Annotated in this window: 17 protein-coding genes and 1 riboswitch; of the genes, 15 read left to right on the forward strand and 2 right to left on the reverse strand. The window is 32.7% G+C overall.

The genetic code is table 11. The features are described from left to right. The first annotated feature begins 450 nt into the window (after positions 1–450). The 7 genes from CLMAG_RS10615 (at position 451) to CLMAG_RS10640 (ending at position 7348) form a co-directional block, all read left to right on the forward strand. Positions 451–1998, forward strand: a complete 1548-nt coding sequence (locus tag CLMAG_RS10615; RefSeq protein WP_066621862.1) for a spore germination protein — start codon at positions 451–453, stop codon at positions 1996–1998. 2 nt (positions 1999–2000) lie between these two features. Continuing rightward, positions 2001–3185 (forward strand): Ger(x)C family spore germination protein, encoded by a 1185-nt coding sequence (locus CLMAG_RS10620; RefSeq protein WP_082831881.1) that lies wholly within the window; start codon positions 2001–2003, stop codon positions 3183–3185. Between the two features lie 36 nt (positions 3186–3221). Further along, the gene (locus tag CLMAG_RS10625; RefSeq protein WP_139264077.1) at positions 3222–3455 is read left to right on the forward strand and encodes a hypothetical protein; all 234 of its coding nucleotides are present in this window, start codon (positions 3222–3224) and stop codon (positions 3453–3455) included. Between the two features lie 9 nt (positions 3456–3464). Then, complete coding sequence (locus CLMAG_RS10630; protein WP_066621873.1) at positions 3465–4544, forward strand: GerAB/ArcD/ProY family transporter; 1080 nt, start codon at positions 3465–3467, stop codon at positions 4542–4544. Between the two features lie 195 nt (positions 4545–4739). Continuing rightward, complete coding sequence (locus CLMAG_RS34935; protein ID WP_139264092.1) at positions 4740–4970, forward strand: DnaB-like helicase C-terminal domain-containing protein; 231 nt, start codon at positions 4740–4742, stop codon at positions 4968–4970. Positions 4971–5085: 115 nt separating this feature from the next. After that, positions 5086–7008 carry an OPT family oligopeptide transporter gene (locus CLMAG_RS10635; protein ID WP_066621875.1) on the forward strand — a complete coding sequence of 641 codons (1923 nt, stop codon included), beginning with the start codon at positions 5086–5088 and terminating at the stop codon, positions 7006–7008. Next, on the forward strand, positions 6998–7348 hold the full coding sequence (locus CLMAG_RS10640; RefSeq protein WP_066621877.1) for a PqqD family protein: 351 nt from the start codon (positions 6998–7000) through the stop codon (positions 7346–7348). Before CLMAG_RS10635 ends, CLMAG_RS10640 begins: the two co-directional genes overlap by 11 nt. Positions 7349–7442: 94 nt before the next feature. On the opposite strand, the gene CLMAG_RS10645 is transcribed toward CLMAG_RS10640, so the two are convergent. Next, positions 7443–7985, reverse strand: coding sequence for an MORN repeat-containing protein (locus tag CLMAG_RS10645; RefSeq protein ID WP_066621879.1), 543 nt, complete (start codon positions 7983–7985; stop codon positions 7443–7445). 359 nt (positions 7986–8344) lie between these two features. On the opposite strand from CLMAG_RS10645, the gene CLMAG_RS10650 reads away from it, so the two are divergent. Next, complete coding sequence (locus CLMAG_RS10650; protein ID WP_066621881.1) at positions 8345–8626, forward strand: hypothetical protein; 282 nt, start codon at positions 8345–8347, stop codon at positions 8624–8626. Between the two features lie 155 nt (positions 8627–8781). Here the strand turns inward: CLMAG_RS10650 and CLMAG_RS10655 are convergent, their stop codons facing one another. Further along, entirely contained in the window at positions 8782–10056 is a 1275-nt protein-coding gene (locus CLMAG_RS10655; RefSeq protein WP_066616512.1) for an IS110 family RNA-guided transposase, read from the reverse strand. Positions 10057–10508: 452 nt separating this feature from the next. Between CLMAG_RS10655 and CLMAG_RS10660 the strand changes: the two genes are divergently transcribed. The 7 genes from CLMAG_RS10660 to CLMAG_RS10690 all read left to right on the forward strand — a co-directional run bounded on the left by CLMAG_RS10660 (position 10509) and on the right by CLMAG_RS10690 (position 20581). Continuing rightward, positions 10509–10721 (forward strand): DUF2249 domain-containing protein, encoded by a 213-nt coding sequence (locus CLMAG_RS10660; protein ID WP_066621883.1) that lies wholly within the window; start codon positions 10509–10511, stop codon positions 10719–10721. A 307-nt stretch (positions 10722–11028) separates the two neighbouring features. Beyond that, positions 11029–11988, forward strand: coding sequence for a methyl-accepting chemotaxis protein (locus CLMAG_RS10665; protein ID WP_066621885.1), 960 nt, complete (start codon positions 11029–11031; stop codon positions 11986–11988). Positions 11989–12056: 68 nt separating this feature from the next. Continuing rightward, positions 12057–14612: a RyR domain-containing protein gene (locus CLMAG_RS10670; RefSeq protein ID WP_066621887.1), complete on the forward strand. Its 2556-nt coding sequence runs from the start codon at positions 12057–12059 to the stop codon at positions 14610–14612. Positions 14613–14714: 102 nt separating this feature from the next. Continuing rightward, positions 14715–14942: a DUF1858 domain-containing protein gene (locus tag CLMAG_RS10675; RefSeq protein ID WP_066621889.1), complete on the forward strand. Its 228-nt coding sequence runs from the start codon at positions 14715–14717 to the stop codon at positions 14940–14942. A gap of 399 nt (positions 14943–15341) precedes the next feature. After that, positions 15342–16928, forward strand: coding sequence for a nitrite/sulfite reductase (locus tag CLMAG_RS10680; protein ID WP_066621891.1), 1587 nt, complete (start codon positions 15342–15344; stop codon positions 16926–16928). Between the two features lie 254 nt (positions 16929–17182). After that, on the forward strand, positions 17183–18475 hold the full coding sequence (hcp, locus tag CLMAG_RS10685; protein ID WP_066623029.1) for a hydroxylamine reductase: 1293 nt from the start codon (positions 17183–17185) through the stop codon (positions 18473–18475). A 483-nt stretch (positions 18476–18958) separates the two neighbouring features. After that, a riboswitch (glycine riboswitch) is annotated at positions 18959–19046 on the forward strand. A gap of 140 nt (positions 19047–19186) precedes the next feature. Further along, entirely contained in the window at positions 19187–20581 is a 1395-nt protein-coding gene (locus tag CLMAG_RS10690; RefSeq protein ID WP_066621893.1) for an amino acid permease, read from the forward strand. The last annotated feature ends 56 nt before the right edge of the window (positions 20582–20637 follow it).

A 20637-nucleotide genomic window follows, 5' to 3' on the forward strand; every position in this document is an offset into this window, starting at 1 on the left:
AGAAAAATTATAACGGTCAGGGAGCCCACAATTCGAAATCAAAACAGATTTAGCAGGAGTTTCCCTCTTATTACGTCTAGGGTGAGAGTACTGATCACCCACCTTAACTATTTCTCTATTATTTAACGGCAGCATGCGATCTATGAAATCTTTCTAATATGAACTCCGTATTTCCATTTGCTCCCCTTGGACTTCCATTTACAACTAAAACTTTCATTTTATATCCCCCAATCAATATATTTAAATGATTTTATTATTTATAAGTCTTTTGTCTCCCTATAGCAGGGGTTAGCTGTAATTGTACTAGCACTGCTTTTTTAGGGGATAACTTGTCTGCTCATGGTTATTATTAATTAATACATACATCTTCTTAATCTGTACATACTATTTATTAATTAATGCATTATTCACTTGGCCTAAAAAGTATGTAATAGAGGGGGGGAGTTCACAGTGGATTCTAATAATATTTCCGATTCAGACTATTGTGGTGATCAGAACACCAAAATATCCAAATCCATTGATGTTATTAAAAATAATTTACTTTATATATTTTCAGACTGTAGTGATTTTGTATATAGGGAAATTGAATTAAAAGAATCTGAGATAAGGATTGTCATAGCTTATACAAATGGTCTTGTAGATAATAACATAGTAAACACAGATATATTAAGACCTCTTACTGTTGAATTAAAGTTAAGCAGCTTAAGCAGTGAGCTTAGTAAAAATAATATTGTAAATGTACTAAAAAAACATCTGCTCAGTATAAGTGAGCTTCAGGAAACAGAAGACTTTAGAACATCAGTTCAGAGGATTCTCTCGGGATATGTGCTTTTATATATAGATGGTTTAGAAATAGCAGTCACTGCATCAGCGCAAGCATGGGCATCTAGGAGTGTAGGTCCACCGGATACAGAAGCAGTAGTAAGAGGACCTAGAGAAGGTTTTGTTGAAACTTTAAGAGTAAACACCTCTCTTCTTAGGAGAAAAATAAAAAATCCCAACTTAAAATTTGAAGAAATAGTATTGGGAGAACAAACTAATACCTCGATTTGTATCTGTTATATAAAGGGAATAGCTGATGAAAAAATTATTGAAACCGTAAGAAAACGACTAACTAGTATTAAGACTGACGCCATTTTAGAATCAGGTTATATTGAAGAGTTCATTGAGGATCATCCATTTTCTGTTTTTCCAACAATAGGTAATACAGAAAAGCCAGATATTGCTGCAGCAAAGCTTTTGGAAGGAAGAGTAGCTATACTTTGTGATGGAACCCCTTTTGTGTTGACCGTACCATTTTTATTTTTAGAGCCGCTGCAATCTAGTGAAGACTATTACTCACGATCATATTTTGCCTCCTTAGTCAGAATACTAAGATTGATAGCTCTGCTAATATCAATTATACTACCTGCTCTCTATGTTGCTTTAGTGGCTTTTCATCCAGATGTTATTCCCCTTAAGTTACTGTTAACTATGGCTGCATCAAAAGAAGGAATACCCTTCTCGCCACTTATTGAGTCACTTATTATGATAATTTCTTTCGAAATTTTAAGAGAAGCAGGTGTTAGAATGCCAAGACCGGTAGGGCAGGCTTTAAGTATAGTGGGGGCGCTAGTACTAGGAGATGCAGCTGTTAAATCTGGACTTGTCAGTAGTCCAATGGTCATAGTAACTGCATTAACGGCTATAACGAGCTTTATTACTCCTCCTTTTGGAGGTACTGTTCCTATACTTAGGATATTTGTACTGCTTGTGACTAATATTTTAGGCTTTATGGGACTTTTTCTTGCCAGTATTGCAATAATAATTCACTTATCCTCATTAAGATCCTTTGGTGTGCCTTATCTTAGTCCGCTATCACCTACAAACGTATCCGATTTAAAGGATGCATTTATCAGAGTACCTATATGGGCAATGTCTATGAGACCGAAATCCTTAATGAGGCGTAGTAGCAATAAAAAACGAATGAAAATAGATACTAGAAAGAAAGTAGATTAATTATGAAATTAAAGAAATACTTACTCTATATGCTTACTATCTGTTTCACTATAAATTGTACAACAGGATGCTGGAATAATAGGGATTTAACAAAGCGATCCTTTGCTGTTGCTGTAGGAATAGATAAAAATGAAGAAAACAAAATCGAAGTGACAATGCAAGTGGTGAAGCCTCAGATGATAAAAGGAACTTCAGAAGGAGGTTTACGCAGTAAGGAGAATGCCGTGTGGACTTTGTCCAGCACAGGAGAAACTACCTTTGATGCAATACGAAATTTTTTAAAAATGGTAGATCGCAAGATATTTCTAACACATATACAAATTATTGTAATTGGAGAGAGGCTGGCAAGGGAAGGAGTAATGGAAACCTTAGATTTTTTTGAAAGGGATCAGGAAGCAAACTTTCAGTCCTTTGTGCTTGTAGCCAAAAATATAACAGCTAAAGAGATAATTAATGCAAAAACAGGTATAGGTCAGATTCCTGCTGTACATATTACTGATACATTAAAAAATAATACTGCACTTTCAAAGACAAAGGATACTAAGTTATTTGATTTGATGAAAGATATTAGAAGTAGTGGCAAAAATGCAATTATAGGTACAATAGAAACATCAAACAATAGGGGAGGGGCTTCAGTAGAAAATATGAAAATAGAAGGTACTGCTGCCTTTGAAAAGGATAAGATGATTGGTTGGCTTGATGCAAAGCAAACTAGAGGGATACTTTTTGCAGAGGATAAAGTAAAGAGTACGATTATTTATTTCTCTGATCCATCCAAGGAAGATAAAAAAGTTTCTATTGAAGTACTGCGTTCTGAAGGGAAAAAGTACACCACTGCAGCTAATGGTAAACCAGAATTTAATATTCAAATTAAATTGGATGGAAATATCGGAGAGCAGCAATCAGCTGAAGATTTAACAAAACCAAATAACCTTAAAATAATTGAATCAGAAACTTCAAAGATTATTGAAAGTGAGATACAGGATGTTGTAAGTTTTGCAAAGAAAGAACTTAAAAGTGATATATTTGGATTTGGTGAATTATTTCATAAAAAATATCCTGATGAGTGGAAGAAAATGAGTTCTAACTGGGATGAGGAGGGCTTTACAGAAGCAGAAATTAATATAGAAGTAACTGCAAAAATTCGTGGGTCAGGATATATTTCAAAACCAACAAAGCCTGAATAAAGTACAGCAGGTATTGAAGCACTTGTAGCTTATAATATGGCTGAAACAATAGAGGTAATGTTTATGATAACTCTAATTATATTTATTTTCATAGTTATGGTGGCCTATGATTTACCAGGATTATTAAAAACAAAGAAAAGAGCCAAAGCCATGGCCCTATATTTTATCATTGTATTTATAGGACTTACGCTGAGTATACTCCTTGTTACTGACAAAGCACCGGTAAGTCCTTCTATTCTAATCGAAAAAATGGTTAAATCCATGTTTTAAGGAGATAAAATGACTAGTGATAAAAAAATTTCGAAAATTCAATTGTTTTTATTAATTATCGGCTTTTTATATTCTAATACAGTTATTATAAATCCTGTAAGAGAAGCGCTTCAGGATGCCTGGATTGCGTATATAATTGCATGGGCTGGAGGTTTTATTTCATTGAGCGTTTACCTGGTCATAGCTAAACTAAATCCATACAAAACACTGATACAAATATTAGTGGAGGTTTTCGGAAAAATAATAGGAAGTGGAGTAGCGGGATTATACATATGGTATTTCATTCATATGGCGGCAGTAGTATTAAGAGATTTTGGGGAATATATTATAACCACTGAATTTCCAGAAACACCTATTGTATTTGTTATGGGTTCCTTTTGTTTGATAATTGCATTTGCACTTAGAAAAAGCATTGAGGTTATAGCAAGAACTAATGAATTAATAATGCTTGTGTTACCCTTATTCATACTGTTCCTTATATTTGCAAATGTGCAAAGTTTTGAATTCAAAAATCTCCAGCCAGTTTTGGAGAAGGGGATCACATTTGTCTTAAAGCCAGCCTTTAGCGCTTTTTCCTTCCCCTTTGCTGAACTTGTTGTTTTCCTGATGATTTTTCCATATTTAAATCAACAGGAAAAACTTGCAAAGACTTCTTATTTGGCTTTTGCAGTTGGTGGGTTTTCTATATTTCTCTCTATCATGAAAGATTTTATAGTACTTGGTCCAGATATGGTTATGAGAACCTATTTTCCTCCTAATGTATCTGTAGAGCTTGTTCCTAATATAAGCCTTGTACCACTTATCTCGGCCAATCTGATGATCACCGGTGGCGTTAAAATTGTTATTTCTGCATATGCCGCTATATCAGGTATAACTCAGCTTTTTAATCTAGATGATTCTAAAGTTTTGGTTTTTCCGATTATTTCCCTTATAGTTATTTTGTCAGTTTGGTTGTATGATAACATATTTGATTCAATGAGATGGGGGGCAGAGATTTGGCCTTATTATTCTATTCCCTTTCAGATAGTTTTCCCCATATTGATACTTATAATATCATTTGTCAGACATAGGAAAAGAAATTGCTTATAATCATTTTGTTTATGAAAAGGGACTGGTGTACGGAATACTGTCAGAAGATTATGGTAGATTTTGCATAAGCTTCTTTTTTATAGCTTCAAAGAATGTCATCGGCAAAAGTCTTTTCAGGTTCACAAATTATCATTATGAATAAAGCAGATAATAGATAGAGATGTAGCACTACGGACAAAAATACCTTAAAATAGTATAAAAAATGCATCCCTAAGTGAAGAACAATGGCATCAAATTTCTAAAGAAGCATCAAATCTTGCAAATTCCCCAATAAAGATTTACAATAAAATATTTACTTTAAACAATATTGCTGCAGAATGTAGAAAGCTAAAAATTAAAGAGGGTCTATGCCTTGTAATTATTAACAAACTATCCTTTAAATGTAAAATGTATAGTCCTGATTATTGTTGCTATTGCAATTTATAAATCATTTAAAATTGCTTAATGAAATAAAATTGTTGTTTGAAAAATCAAAAAAAACTATTATTAGAAATAATTGTGTTATAATTATATCTGTAAAATATAAAAGGAGGTATCTCTTATGGATAATAAGTTATCTAAAGATGCATATGGTGGCGTAGCTGGCAAGGACTATGTTCCTTACATTTCCAGTGGTTCTAAATTTGGTGGAAACGTTGCCGTATTAGTAATCGGTATTATTCTCGCTGCACTATTTGCAGCATCTACTGCCTATTCAGGTATGAAATCAGGGCTTACAGTTGCCGCTGGTATACCTGGTTCTATAATAGGTTCCGCATTTATAGCTATATTTGCTAAACAAAAAGGTATCCTTGGCAAAAACTTAGTTCAAGGTATGGCAAGTGGTGGAGAATCAATTGCCAGTGGTATGATATTCGTTTTACCAGCAATTCTTTTAATAGGTTCAAAAGTATCTTTCTTAGAAGGTTTTGTTGTTGGTGTAGGTGGAGTTTTATTCGGTATAGGAGCGGCTTCACTTGTTTACAACTATTTAATAGTTGAAGAACATGGTAAATTAATGTACCCTGAGTCAATGGCTATATCTGAAACACTTGTTGCTTCAGAAGGTGCTGGAGAATCAATGAAGTACATGGGAATTGGATTCGGAATAGGTGGCGTTATAACTGTTATAACTAGTTCATTTTTAAATGTAGCTAACAACGTTATAAGCTATGTAAATGAGTCTTTCTACAAGTGGAAATTTGAAGTTGAAGTTAACCCGCTATTATTGGGTATAGGATTCATAGTTGGTATAGATGTTTCTTTAATGATGTTTGCTGGTTCTATATTATCTAACTTCGGTATTATGCCTTTAATAGGTTACTTTGCTTCTCTTGGACAAGGCGGCGCAACTGTATGGAATAATCCTGATGTTGCTATAAACGCTATGCAAGTTAAACATATAGCTGGTAGTTATGTAAAATATATCGGCGCTGGTATGATGCTTTCTGGTGGTTTAATAGGCGCTATAAGGCTTATACCTACTATAATTTCTTCTGTAAAAGAAACTCTTAATGCTAAGTCTTCAAGTAGTGCTGGCAGCTCATCTGTTGGAAACTTAATAATACTTGGAGGTATAGTAGTAGGCTTCATAGGTGGTTTTATAGTATCTGATGGTAATATAATAATGGCAATAACTGCTGCTATTTTATCACTATTTTTATCATTACTATTTGTTATAGTTTCTGGTCGTTTAACTGGTACCATAGGAACTTCAAACCTTCCTGTATCTGGTATGACTATAGCTTCTATAGTTGTTGTAACGTTATTATTCGTTGTAATGGGATGGAAAACTCCAGAAGACAACAGATCATTACTTTTATTTGGTACATTTATAGTTACTGCTATATCTGCAGCAGGTGGTTACTGTCAATCACAAAAAGTTACTTTTGTAATTGGTGGCGACAAAAATGAAATGCAAAAATACTTTGCTGTAGCTGGTGTAGTTGGTGTTGTAGTAGTTACTGCTGTTATATTATTACTTTCTAACCAACTTGCAATGACTGGCGATGATGTACAATTTGCATTACCACAGGCTAATTTAATGTCAACATTAACTGCTGGTATAATGTCAGGTAAATTACCTTGGGTTATGATAATTGTTGGTGCTGTTATGGGAATTGTTTTATTCATGTTAAACCTTCCTGTAATGACAGTAGCTATAGGATTCTACTTACCAATAGCTACAACTTCTATAATACTAATAGGTGCATTAGTTCGTCTGTTTGTAGAAAGATCTGCCAAATCAGAAAAAGAAAAAGAAGCTAAAGTTGCAAATGGTATAAGCTTATCTTCAGGTCTTGTTGCTGGTGGTTCAATAATAGGACTTATTGGTATAATGCTTCTAGAAGTATTTAAAGTTATAAAAGCACATGAGCCAAGTGGATTTGCTGGTACTAATGGAATGGCAGTTGTAATATTAATTGTTTTAACAATAGCAACTATAATACCTATACTAAACAGCAAGGTGAAAGATGCTAAATAGCAACGAAGATGTTTTAAAGATACTATTTAAAATCTCTGATAATTTAGAATATGAAGTAGATAAAGACGGTATTGTGACTATACTTGAAAAACAAGACCATAAGGTCCAAAGGTTCTTTAGAAAACTTAAATTTAGAATTCCAGAGTATAAAAAAATTTCAATGGACCAATATGGAAGTTTTGTGTTTTTACAGATAGATGGCAAGAAAACTGTAAAAGATATTGGAGAAAATCTAGAAGCAAAGTATGGTGATAAAGCTCACCCGCTTTATGAAAGATTACTGGTATTCTTAAATCATATCGACGTTAATTGTCACTATATAGAAAAAATAAACTTCTAGTACAAAAAGAGAGCACTTCATTATAGTTTATATAATGATAGTTCTCTCTTTTTGATTAAATTATAAGCACAAAACGTCATGTGATTTACTGATTTTATTTTAAAAACTTATTATTTTCAAATTCTCCTATAGAAACCTCAGGATTTCCGTGGATATACATACCGCTGCCTTCTCTTATATCATCATTCCAATCCCCTATATACCTATCTCCATCTGCCCAGTTGTGAATACCTTTGCCATGGCGGGTATCACTCTTCCAATGGCCTATATAAGTTTCACCATCTGACCAGGTGAATATACCAAATCCGGTTTTTTCACCCATTTCCCACTGGCCTTCGTACTTGTCCCCATCTGGCCAAGTGTAAATACCATAACCATGCTGCATATCATCTTTCCATTGACCTATGTATTTTTCACCACAAGCCCAGGTAAAAGTACCTTGTCCATTCATTTCATCATTTTCCCAATCTCCTACATACCTACTGCCATCCTTATAGAAATACGTGCCTTTACCGTGCATTTTACCATCTTTGCGTTCACCTACATAATGACCGCCATGGACATGTACTGTAGTGTTTTGTTTAATATTTAATTTTACGTTGTTTAAAGCAAATGCAGTAATTTTAACTCTTTTCATTCGTAACTCTCCTCTTTGTTATATATAATATATGTAATTATTCTTTCTTATATTAAGGTAAGTTTCAATATAAGAAAGAAAATGAAAATCATTATCAACTAATCATGATAAGTTGATTATATCATATAAAAGTTTATAGTGTATATTATTTATTAAATTTTGTGTCAAAAATATCTTTGAAGAGTGCATTACATAATCTTACAGCATTATCTATTACAATGTTATGAGAATTGATATAACTAAGATTAAGCTGATTTACGTAATATTTATAATAATGCTAAAACTTGCTATTAGACTATAATTATTCATTAATATATAATGAATTAATGTATTTATAATAGTTCTAAGGGGTGCTGAGGATGATCTACACTAATATTAAAATAAATGACCGTTTGCAGCAAGTTATAATAGTAACTAATATTGAATTTGGTGACTTAAAAATAGATAAAGAAATTTTTAAGGAATTAAATAATGATTTAAAAATAATAGCTAATCTTTTAACCTTACATATAAGATTTAATGGTAAAGAAGTTGAAGATGTTAGAAGATTAGTTTTTAATTATAGTAGCTTACTTTGTCCTATTAATGATCCAAGCCTTACTAGTTATTCATTTGTTCCAGATTATGTACAATTTATTTAGTAGTATATAATTCTATCATATAAAGAGGAATTTAAAGCAATTTGGTAATATGTCAAGAACAAAATGAAAAGAAAATCAAATGATTTCTTTAAAAATGGGTAACCTTAATAAACATACAGTCCAATGAGAAAGTATGTTCGTATAATTTATATAGATTAATCTACTCTATTTGAAGAGTAGAGCTGATTTTTAGCCAGCAATCCAAAAATCATACGAATAAGTTTACGAGATGTTAGCGCGAGTGCTCGTTTGTGCTGATGTGTAGTTACTTCAGCAAATTTCTTCTGATAGAACTCTTGATATTCAGGAATATGGCAAACAACACTTCCTGCAGCTTCTATGAGATAATAGCGTAAATAACGGTTACCAGCTTTGTTCATAGGTGTATTTTCAGCTTTAAAACCTCCAGATTGATTTTCTTTCCACACGATGCCAGCGTATTTAGCAATAGCATCATTACTAGGAAATGCATGCACACTTCCTAATTCAGCAAGAATGCCACTGGAGTAAACAGGGCCAAAACCAGGAATAGACATTAATATTTTGTATTCCACAGGATTCATTCCCATAACAGCTTTTTCAATGGCTTTGTTAATACCTTTAAGTTCTTTATCAAAAGCCTGAATACAGTTGAAAGAACAAGCAATAGAGGTTGTTAATGGCTCATACAAACATTTATCAAGACGGTATGAATTACGTGCAGCTTGCTGCAAAATTTCAGCAGTCATCTGAGGATTAGAAATCCTTTTCCGACTTTTTCTATTGACGAAGTCAACAAGTTCTTCAATTGATGTATTTGCAATATCTTCGGAAGATAGAAATTCAGTAAGTATTGAAGATGCGGTAGCACCGTATTTATTAGAAAAAGGATGATCTTCTCCCTGTAATAATGCAAATTCGCTGAACTTAAGAAATACATTGGATAACATGTAAGTTTTTTCTCTAGTTAAGCATTCAACAATATGAAGTCTGTGCCTTGTAAGTCTTTGCAGAGCAAGATATTGAGAACCACGCCAAGGTTCAATATGAATTCTGCCAACTCTTGCAAAGTCAGCAATAACAAAAGAGTCAATGCCATCATTTTTATCAAGAGAATTAAAGGATTCTTTGTAGTTAGCAACTTCCTTAGGATTCAAGCAGTAAACATAAGGTTTGTAAGTCATAAGTTTTTCACTAGCAGATAAAAAATTGGCTATATGTACTCCATAAAAGGAAGTAGATTCTAAGCCGATTATAACAGCTTTAAAAGTATTGTTTTCTAAAACCTTAACAAGCATGGATTCAAGTTGCTCTGCACCAAATTGCGTATTAGGAACAGGTTTCATCTTAATCAAGAATTCCTGTTCAAAATTAATAGCAGAGACAACATTTTGTCTCGCACCAATATCGATACCAACAAATAGAGTTGATAAGTAATCTAATTTCTTCATGAAATCACCACCTTTCAAAAATAATGAGGAAATTAGAAAGGATTATCCTAATCCAAAGTACTAACTGCAACCTCGCGTAATTAGCATTCATCCAGACGCAAAACCTTGCTGGTGGCTGCGAAAGGAGATGCAACATTTGTGTAAGCAGAATATGATACTTTGGTCAGGCTGCAAGCTTTACAGGCAATAACACAATGTGTTTTGCAGGAGGAATACAGCAGTAACCTTCGCTAAAGTTCCGTTATGACTATTTTAGCATTAGAAAATCCTTTAATAAATAGTAGGTTAAAACAGTATAGATCGGAAAGTATAAGAATCAGCAATACTGAATTGGGAGAATCCCCACTAGAAAAATTGAGATGCTTTCTTAATCTATACAAAATATAAAAAATAAATAAGTTTATAGGCAGTAAATAACTGCTATAAACTTATTATACGAGGAGGAATTAATAATGCCAAACTTTGATGTAAGCATAGATTCTAGAATTTATGAAAGAGGTCACAAGAAAGATATCATTTTTAAAGCTTTTGAAGAATTAACATTAGGTGGCACAATGGAACTTATAAATGATCATGATCCTCGACCACTTTATCAGCAGTTTATGTTGAATTTTCCAGAACAGTTTCAGTGGGAATATTTAGAACAAGGTCCTAAAATATGGTGAATCGGAATTGCGAAGAAATAGGTTTAAAAATAAAGGATGTCTTAAAAATAATCTGAGTCATCCTTTTTGTTTTGCTTTTAAATTGATTTGCAATAATTGGAAATTTAGGGATGTGATTTAAATCACATCCCTTTTAAGCATAATAAATTAAAATATGTTAACAAACATTTTTTAATTATCATTATTATAACTTTGCTATTAGAACAGGTTAACAGTGAGTAAAACAAGTATTAAAACGATATAAGGTATAATTCTTAAGAAAATTTTAGGGATATTTAATAGAGAGAAGAATTTGGGAGGAAGATGAATGAACTTATTTAAAAGCAAGAAACTTAAAAATTTAGATGATAAGCAAGTAAGAGATAATGAAGAAAGAAAAAAGAAGAAAAAACAATTACAGTATGAAACGAATGATTTTATTCAAAAGATGAGCAAGTTGTTAGCTGGGACTGTAAAACAGCACCATATGGTAGACGATCAACATGATGTCTTAGAAAAGCTTGCTGATGAAGTAAAAGTACATATGAGTGAAATTTCTAGTTTAACAGAAAATACTAATGACTTAACAGATAAATTATACTCAGAGGGGAATAACCTTATAGAAATTACAAAAGATACAGTTAAGAAATCATATCAAGGTAAAAATTCTATTGAAGAAATTGTAGAAATAGTAAGGTCCTTAGAAAATGAGAATAGGAATAACACTAAAAACATAAATGAATTGGCAAGACGATTTTCCAAAGTGAATGAAGTTATACAGCTAATAACAAATGTAGCAAATCGAACAAATATATTAGCTTTAAATGCATCGATAGAAGCAGCTAGGGCAGGAGAGCATGGAAAAGGTTTTGCTATAGTTGCAGGCGAAATAAGAAACTTAGCGGAAATGACCAAGCAAAGCGCTAAGGATATTTCTGTATTAATAGATGATATAGAGCATGAAACAAAGGTTGTCTTAAATAATTCTGATAAATCAAAAGAAGTTATTGCTAAAGGAGTTAATACTTCGGGAAATGCAGCAGAAAAGATAGAAGAAAGTTTATCTTCTATAGCAAAAGTTGATCAGGAAGCAAGAGAAGTAATGAAGATTTTAATAAATCAAAAACACCATATCGAAAACATGAGTAAAGAAATAATGAATGTTGATGAAATATTAAAAATAACCTCAAAAACTATAATAAATCATATAGAAGAGGCAAGCATTGTAGAAAGGCAGTTGGAAGAAACAAAAGTACAATTAGAATCTTATAGTAAAAAGGTAATATAGTAAGATTAAATTTAGTACAACAATGCATATGCTACTTGTGCTAAATTTATTAAGATAGGAGGTTAAAGATGAAAAATAAAAATTTCAAAATTGTGGTGTCAGGGGATATCTGTATAAATGTACTGCAATGGGTAACATATCCTAAGAGTAATAACGGCTTAAACTGGCAGACTCATTTAAATATGCATAATACTTTAAAACCAGGAGAAGCACTACTTCTATCGAAGCTTGTAGAGTTGGCAACAGAAGCTTCGGTATTTTCACCGCAGATACGTGATATAGAATGGGTCTGGCAAAGAGAGTTTCTTAGTTCTACTGTAGATTTGAATATGTTTACTAAATACGATGATGAAACTAATAGTAGTAATGTGTATAGAATAAAGCGTTTGATGGGATTTACTGAAGCTATGTCAGGTATGCCGAGATTACTCCCTATAATGAACGACAATCCCAGTGCAGATATGGTTATATTGGATGACGAAGATAATGGCTTTAATTTTAGCAAGGATTTTTGGCCTTTGGCTTTAAAATCTACTGAAACATCACCGATTATATTATATAAAATGAATAATCCTATCGATTCTAGCGAGCTTTGGAAGCATTTGCAAAAGTTTCATAATGAAAAGACAATAGTTATTATAAATGGTGATGATTTGCGTTCAAAGGGTGTTAATATAAGTAAAAGCCTCTCATGGGAGAGAACAGCACAAGATTTTGTTTGGCAAATTAGTAACAATCCCAATCTTGCTTTCCTTGCAAGTTGTCGTCACCTTATAATACCTTTTGGACTTGAAGGTGCAATTTATTATAAAAATGAGGGTGCACCTGAAACTAGATTATATTTTCTACCCTATGGATTTGAAGGAAGTTTTATTAAAGATACTCAAGGTAAAATGATTGGGCTTACATCCTGTTTTGTAGCAGGACTTGCAAGTGCTATTGTTACGGGAAGTCAAGATAATGAAGAGTTATATGAATCAATAGGAACAGGAATACGACAAGGAATTGTTTCGGCTCAGAAATACTTTATTGAAGGTTTTGGAGAAAATATTGAAAAATATTCATTTCCTAATCCTTCAATATTTATTAAAAAGGAAGAAGATTTTGTACATAAGGATCATGTGCAAGATGTATTAGTGCCTGTGTCACCAAATTCTAATTGTCGTTCTTGTTGGTATATTTTAAAAGATAAAAGTTCTACTAACCTAGCTGAAATAGCGTATGATATAGTTAAAAATGGAGTTAAAAGTGCATTGAAATCTATTCCTATAGCACAATTTGGGAACTTAACAACAGTAGATAAGGCGGAAATAGAAAGTTATAGAAGTATCAAAAATCTTATGATGGAATACATATCCACTAAAAATACAGTTAGGCCTCTTTCTATTGCTGTATTTGGAACACCTGGTTCAGGAAAATCTTTTGGTATAGTAGAAGTAGCTAATAGTATTGCATCAAATTTAATTAAAAAACTAGATTTCAATTTATCTCAATTCCGTTCACCATTAGATTTAGTGAATTCATTTCATAAAGTAAGAGACATTGTATTAGAAGGAAAAATTCCACTAGTATTTTTTGATGAATTTGATTCTGCTCTTGAGGGAAAGCTTGGATGGTTAAAATATCTCTTAGCTCCAATGCAGGATGGTGTATTTAGAGAAGGAGATTCTATCCATCCTATAGGAAAAGCCATTTTTGTATTTGCTGGAGGAACAAGTAGTACTTTTAAAGAATTTTGTGGAGAAGATTTGAAAGATGAAAATGAACAAAAGAACTTTTTACTTGAGTTTAAAGGTGCGAAAGGCCCAGATTTTATAAGTCGTTTAAGAGGTTATGTAAATATTCTTGGACCTAATCAAACTGATGAAAAATGGGACCATTTATTTATAATTCGAAGAGCGATGCTACTACGTTCACTATTGGAACGTAAAGTATCTCATCTTATAAATGATAATGGTGAAGCTCAAATTGATGATGGGGTACTAAGAGCCTTACTTAAAATTAGAAGATATAAACATGAATCAAGATCTATGGAAGCAATACTGGAAATGAGTATGCTGACAAATGCGAAAAAGTGGGAGCAATCATATCTACCATCTAAAGAACAATTAAAACTACATGTAGATGAAGAACAATTTTTACGTCATTTAATGCATGATGCATTTTATAGTGAGAGAATTGAGAGTCTTGCAATGACTATTTACGAAAAAAAAATGTATTCAGATTATAGTAGGCCATGGCAGGAGCTTAATGAAGATACCAAAAACTCTATTAGACATCAGGTGAAAAATATTCCTAATGCTTTACTTAAAATAAATTATGATGTTGTTTTTGTTAAAGAAAGTGAAATTTTTATAGAGTTTACAGCTAGAGAATTAGAAGTTTTAGCTGAAAATGAACATAAGAGTTGGTATAACTATAGGAAAAAGGCAGGTTGGAAGTATGGTGAAGTTAAGGATAACACTAAAAAGACTGATCCAATGCTTGTACCTTGGGATGATTTACCAAGTTATGAAAAAAATAAGATATATGAAATGGTTAAGGCTTGGCCAGAAATATTGGCAAAATCAAATTTTAAGATAGAACGGTTGAAATTTATGTGTTATTGCGAAAATAAGATTTAACTAGTGATTTAAATCACATTATTTATAAAGAATATTTGATACAATTTTATCAGAATCTTAGTATTTGAAAGGGAGAATATAAAAAAACTAGGAGGGGATTATTTGAGTAAGGTAATAGATTTGTCAAAGACAGTGTATCAACTATATAAAGAAGATCCGGAAGTAATTGAGATTATGAAAGAAATAGGTTTTGAAAGTATATCAGATCCTGCAAAGTTGAATACCGTAGGAAGATTTGTGACAATACCTAAAGGTGCGGAAATGAAGGGGATTGAAATAGAAAAGATTAAGGATGAATTTATTAAAAGAGGATATAGTGTAAAGATATAATTAGGTTACATTTTCAGATTGATATAAAACTATTGCTGTTATGGCTAATTACTGTAGCAGGCAATAGCTTTTTTTAGTTAATTTATTTGCTCTGATAAAAGAAATAGAAGAGCAGACTAGAAGAGTGGAGGTTGATCACATGGAAAGCTCAGATGTAAGAATAAATGGAATAATTACAAATGAAGAACTAATAACTATTGATTGAAAATATCTACAGAAGGCTAATACGTGATTATAGTCACGGCATAATTAGCAATTGAAAGGTATAATGGAATACAAAATGCTTTTATATAAACATATTAAATCAATAGGTTTTATAGGTTTACCTGAGGGGAAGAAGAGTAGTATTTATTTTGAGTTTCGTTCTAGGAATTCTATGCGATTGAAGGAGGATTTTTAATGTCTTATGATGCAGTTTGGTCTAAAAATGAAAAATTAAATGAAGTGGAAGTTATCAAACTTGAGAAGGATGGTTTGGATGTAATAGAGACCATAGTAGAAAAGTATTCAAAGGAAGGTTATGATTCTATAACCGGTGAAGATATGAATAGATTTAAGTGGGCTGGAGTTTACGAACAAAAACCTAAAAACGGATATTTTATGATGAGAGTACGTATAAACTCTGGAATAATGAGTTCAGAACAGGCAAATACTTTAGCGCTTATTGCTAAGGATTATGGACGAGGTATTGCCAATGTTACTACAAGAGGAGCTGTACAATTTCATTGGATTAAAGTACAGGACATACCTTATATTTTTGAAAGACTTAAAGCTTGTGGATTGAGTTCTTTTGAAGCTTGTGGAGATTGTCCAAGAACAATAATAGGAAATCCTCTTGCAGGTATTGATAGAGACGAGCTTATGGATACAAGGGAGATTGTAGAGCAAGTTAATGAATTATTTTTAAATAACAAAGATTTTTCTAATTTGCCTAGGAAATTTAAAATATCCATATCTGCGAGTACACAAAATGCAGCTCATGCTCAAATTAACGATATTGCTTTCACTCCAGCGGTAAAAAATATTGCAGGAAAAGAGATTATAGGCTTTCATGTGTGGGTTGGAGGTGGTCTTTCAGCTATCCCTTATTTAGCGCAGAAGCTGAATATTTTTGTAAAACCAGAAGAGGTAGTTAAAGTTGCTGAGGGAGTATGTACTATTTTTAGAGACTATGGCTATAGAGAAAAGCGTACTCGTGCCCGTTTGAAATTTTTGGTAGCAGACTGGGGAGTAGAAAAGTTTCAAAGTAAGTTATTTGAGCTTATTGGAGAAATGCCAGATATGGGTGAAGATAAACTATCCTCATGGAATGCTTCCTATTACTTTGGAGTACATCCTCAAAAGCAAAAAGGTAAAAGTTATATCGGAATTAACTTGCCTTTAGGTGAGATTAGTTCTCATGAACTTTTTGAACTTGCTGATATTTCAGCAAAGTATGGAGACGGTAAACTAAGAACCACCTTATCTCAAAACTTGATTATTGTAGGGATAAATGATGAAGATGTAGAGTCTTTATTAAGCAGGGATATCTTTAAGAGCTTATCTCCTAGTCCAGATCCATTCATGGGATATACAGTTTCTTGCACTGGAAAGGAGTTCTGTAATCTAGCTATTGTTGAAACAAAGGAATTGGCTAAAAAAGTTACTAAATATCTTGCTTCTAAAATTGAATTAGACACGCCAATTCGTATTCATTTTACGGGGTGCCCTAATTCCTGTGGACAAAAACATATAGCAGATATTAGTCTTCAAGGAGCAGTTATAAAAACTGAAAATGGTAATGAAGATGCGTTCACTTTATGGATAGGTGGCACGTTAAATGGAAATGGAAAATTTGCCGAAAATCTAAATTATCGTGTAAAAGCTGATGAGGTTCATATAGTCCTTGAAAAAATAATAATTTTCTTTAAAGATAATAAACTGGAAAATGAGACTTTTAATGAGTTTATTGGTCGAGTTGGAGTTAATGAAATAAAATTTAAGTAAAATTGGTGAAGTTAGCAAAACTTTTATATGAAAAGTATTTTTTTGTAACATACGTTACCGAATTAATTTGGATGATATAGTATTATATAGTTGTAGATGAAAAACTTATAAATAATACCGCAATATGACTGTAGAGATACAAAAAGTAAATTAAAATATTTTAATAAATAAAGGAGAAATGATATATGTTTGGATTATTTAAAAACAATGATAACAATGAGGCTAAAGAAGTAAAGAAGGTTGAACCAAACCCAATGTTTTGTTACCAATGCGAGCAAACTCCAGTTACAGGTTGTACTAAGTTTGGAGTATGTGGTAAAAACCCTGATATAGCAAGTCTACAAGACATAATGATATATGGACTTAAAGGTGTAGCTGCTTATGCAACTCATGCAAAAGAACTTGGAGCTTCCGATGAAGAAGTAAACAGCATTACTCAAGAAGCTTTATATACAACACTTACAAATTCAAACTTTAGTTTAGAAGAGAACATAGGAATGGCTTTAAAGGTTGGTACTGCAACAGTTAAAATAATGGACGTGCTTGATAGAGCTCATACAGCAAAATTAGGTGTTCCAACTCCAGTTACAATATCTCAAGATAAGGTAGAAGGACACTGTATATTGGTTACAGGACATAATCTTTATGCTTTAGAAGAATTATTAAAGCAAACAGAAGGTAAAGGAATTAACATATACACTCACTCAGAAATGCTTCCAGCTCACGGATATCCAGAGCTTAAGAAATACGCTCATTTAAAGGGTAATGTAGGTAAAGCATGGTATGATCAAAGAAAGCTATTTGAAGAGTTCCCAGGAGCGATACTTGGAACAACGAACTGCTTAATGCCAATAACTACAGGAAATTATGGAGATAGATTCTGGACTTATGGAACTGCAGGACTTCAAGGTGTTCCAAAGATAGTTAATGATGACTTTAGTCCAATCATTGAAAAAGCATTATCATTAAAAGTTGTTAACAAAGATTCTGATAAAACACTTACAACAGGTTTCCATCACAACACAGTGTTAAGTATAGCACCAGAAATAATAGAAGCAGTTAAAGCTGGAAAGATAAAGAGATTCTTTGTTATAGCTGGTTGTGATGCGCCAACAAAAGGAAGAGAGTACTTCAGAGATTTAGCTTTAGCACTTCCAAAGGAAGCAATACTTTTAACAACATCTTGTGGAAAGTTTAGATTTAATGATGTTGATTTTGGAACTGTACCTGGAACAGACATTCCAAGATTTATCGACCTTGGACAATGTAACAATTCAGGTTCAGCAGTTAAGATTGCTTTAGCTTTAGCAGAAGCTTTCGGATGTACAGTAAATGAGTTACCATTAAGCATAGTGTTATCTTGGTTTGAGCAAAAAGCTGTGGCTATACTTCTTGGATTGTTCAGCCTTGGAGTTAAAAATATCCATGTAGGACCAAGTGCACCTAAGTTTATAACACCTGGAGTATTAAAGGTATTACAAGATAACTTTAACCTTCAGTTAGTAAGCGGAGATGCTAAGGCTGATCTTGCTAAGTTTATGGGCTAATATAACTCTATATAATTATGATTCTCCCAAACCAATACAATCCCAGAGAAAAAGTAGAAAATACAATAAATCCTATTTTATGATAAATCCCCCATTTATTATAAAGTATATATATTAAAACTAAGCACCAGTTTAAGAGCTGGTGCTTAGTTTTGTTGATGAAAAGAACATGCTGAATATTTTTTTAGTATGTTCTCCTTATTTATGCTCTATTAAATGCATCTCCCCATTTCATTTATTTAATTTTATTTGGTTATGACTTAATATAGTTGCCTTATTATAAATATTTTTAGGAATTGTGACTAAATAACCTTTTTATTTAAATAGAAATGAAAAAAATATTGCAAGTTTATTATATATGTATTAGTATATAATGGTGAAAATTAATAGTTCAGATGAAGATAGTGGGAGAGTAATGGCTATGGCCATTCACCGAAGAAGTAAATCTTTCAGGTACCTATTTAGTTAGAGATGACCGCTATTGGATGAACCCTTGGAGAGACTCGAAATAGAGCACCGAAGGAGAAAGTCGTATGACGAAACTCTCAGGTAAAAGGACAGGGGACAGGTAACATATCTTACAAAAGTAATACATTATCAATTACTTAATTTAGATCTTATCTATTCCCATTTGTATCTCCAATCACAAAATACTTATATAGGAAAAGGCACTTTTTAGTACATGCCTTTTGACTAAGATGGAGGGATAAAATGGATCAATTAATGTCAGAAAATCAAAATTTATCAAGAGGACTAAAAAATCGGCATGTTCAATTGCTTGCAATTGGAGGTGCAATTGGTACAGGATTATTCCTTGGTTCAGGAAGGTCTATTCACTTGGCTGGGCCATCTATTTTATTTGCGTACATGATAACAGGGGTAATTTGTTTTCTTATTATGCGTGCCCTTGGGGAATTATTGCTTTCTAATTTAAACTATCATTCCTTTGTAGACTTTGTACATGATTATCTAGGAGAGGCCGCAGCATTTATTACTGGATGGACCTACTGGTTCTGCTGGATTTCACTTGCTATGGCTGATGTAACTGCTGTTGGACTTTATGTACAATACTGGATTCCGAATATAGCTCAATGGGTTCCAAGTCTTGTAGCTCTTGTAGTTTTACTAATTATGAACCTTATGACAGTAAAGCTATTCGGTGAAATGGAATTCTGGTTTGCATTAATTAAAGTTGTTGCAATTTTAGCGCTAATTATAGTTGGTGCATTTATGATTATTAAAGGGTTTTCTACAGATGCTGGTGTATCTAGCTTTACAAACCTTTGGAGTCATGGTGGTTGGTTCCCAAATGGTATAAGTGGTTTTATACTTTCCTTCCAAATGGTTGTATTTGCTTTTACAGGAATCGAATTAGTTGGTTTAACAGCTGGCGAAACTGAAGAACCAGAACGTGTTATCCCAAAGGCTATTAACAATATTCCAATTAGAATTATTATTTTCTATATTGGAGCACTTGCTGTTATTATGAGTATATATCCATGGAATTCAATTAACCCAGGTAAAAGCCCATTTGTACAGGTATTTTCTGCAGTGGGAATCGCAGCAACAGCAAGTATTGTAAATTTCGTTGTACTAACATCAGCTGCATCTGCTTGTAACAGCGGTATCTTCAGTACAAGCCGTATGGTTTACTCTCTTGCTAAAGAAAATCATGCACCTGAGTCAATGAAGAGATTAACTTATCGTCAAGTACCTTCTAATGCGCTAGTATTCTCTGCCATTGTTATCTTGATTTCAGTTGTTCTGAGCTACATTATGCCAGAAGGGGTATTTGTACTTATTACAAGTATATCAACATTCTGCTTTATCTTTATTTGGGCGATTATAGTTGTCTGCCATCTAAGATATCGCAAAACTAATCCTGAACTTGCTGCTAAGAGCAAATTCAAAATGCCACTTTACCCAGTGGCTAACTATACAATTCTAGCATTTATTGCTTTTGTTTTAGTTGTATTGGCACTTAATAAGGAAACTCGTATAGCTCTATTTGTAACACCTGTATGGTTTATAATGCTTGGGGTGATTTACAAGGTACTTAAATCAAAAATGAAAAATGAAGAAGATGGCAAAAGAAATATAGCTTAGGCTAGCACTAATTTGAATAATAAGGCAACTGCCTGTAAATGGCTTAAATAGCTACT

It is taken from the genome of Clostridium magnum DSM 2767 (assembly GCF_001623875.1).
Classification (GTDB): Bacteria; Bacillota; Clostridia; order Clostridiales; family Clostridiaceae; genus Clostridium_AM; species Clostridium_AM magnum.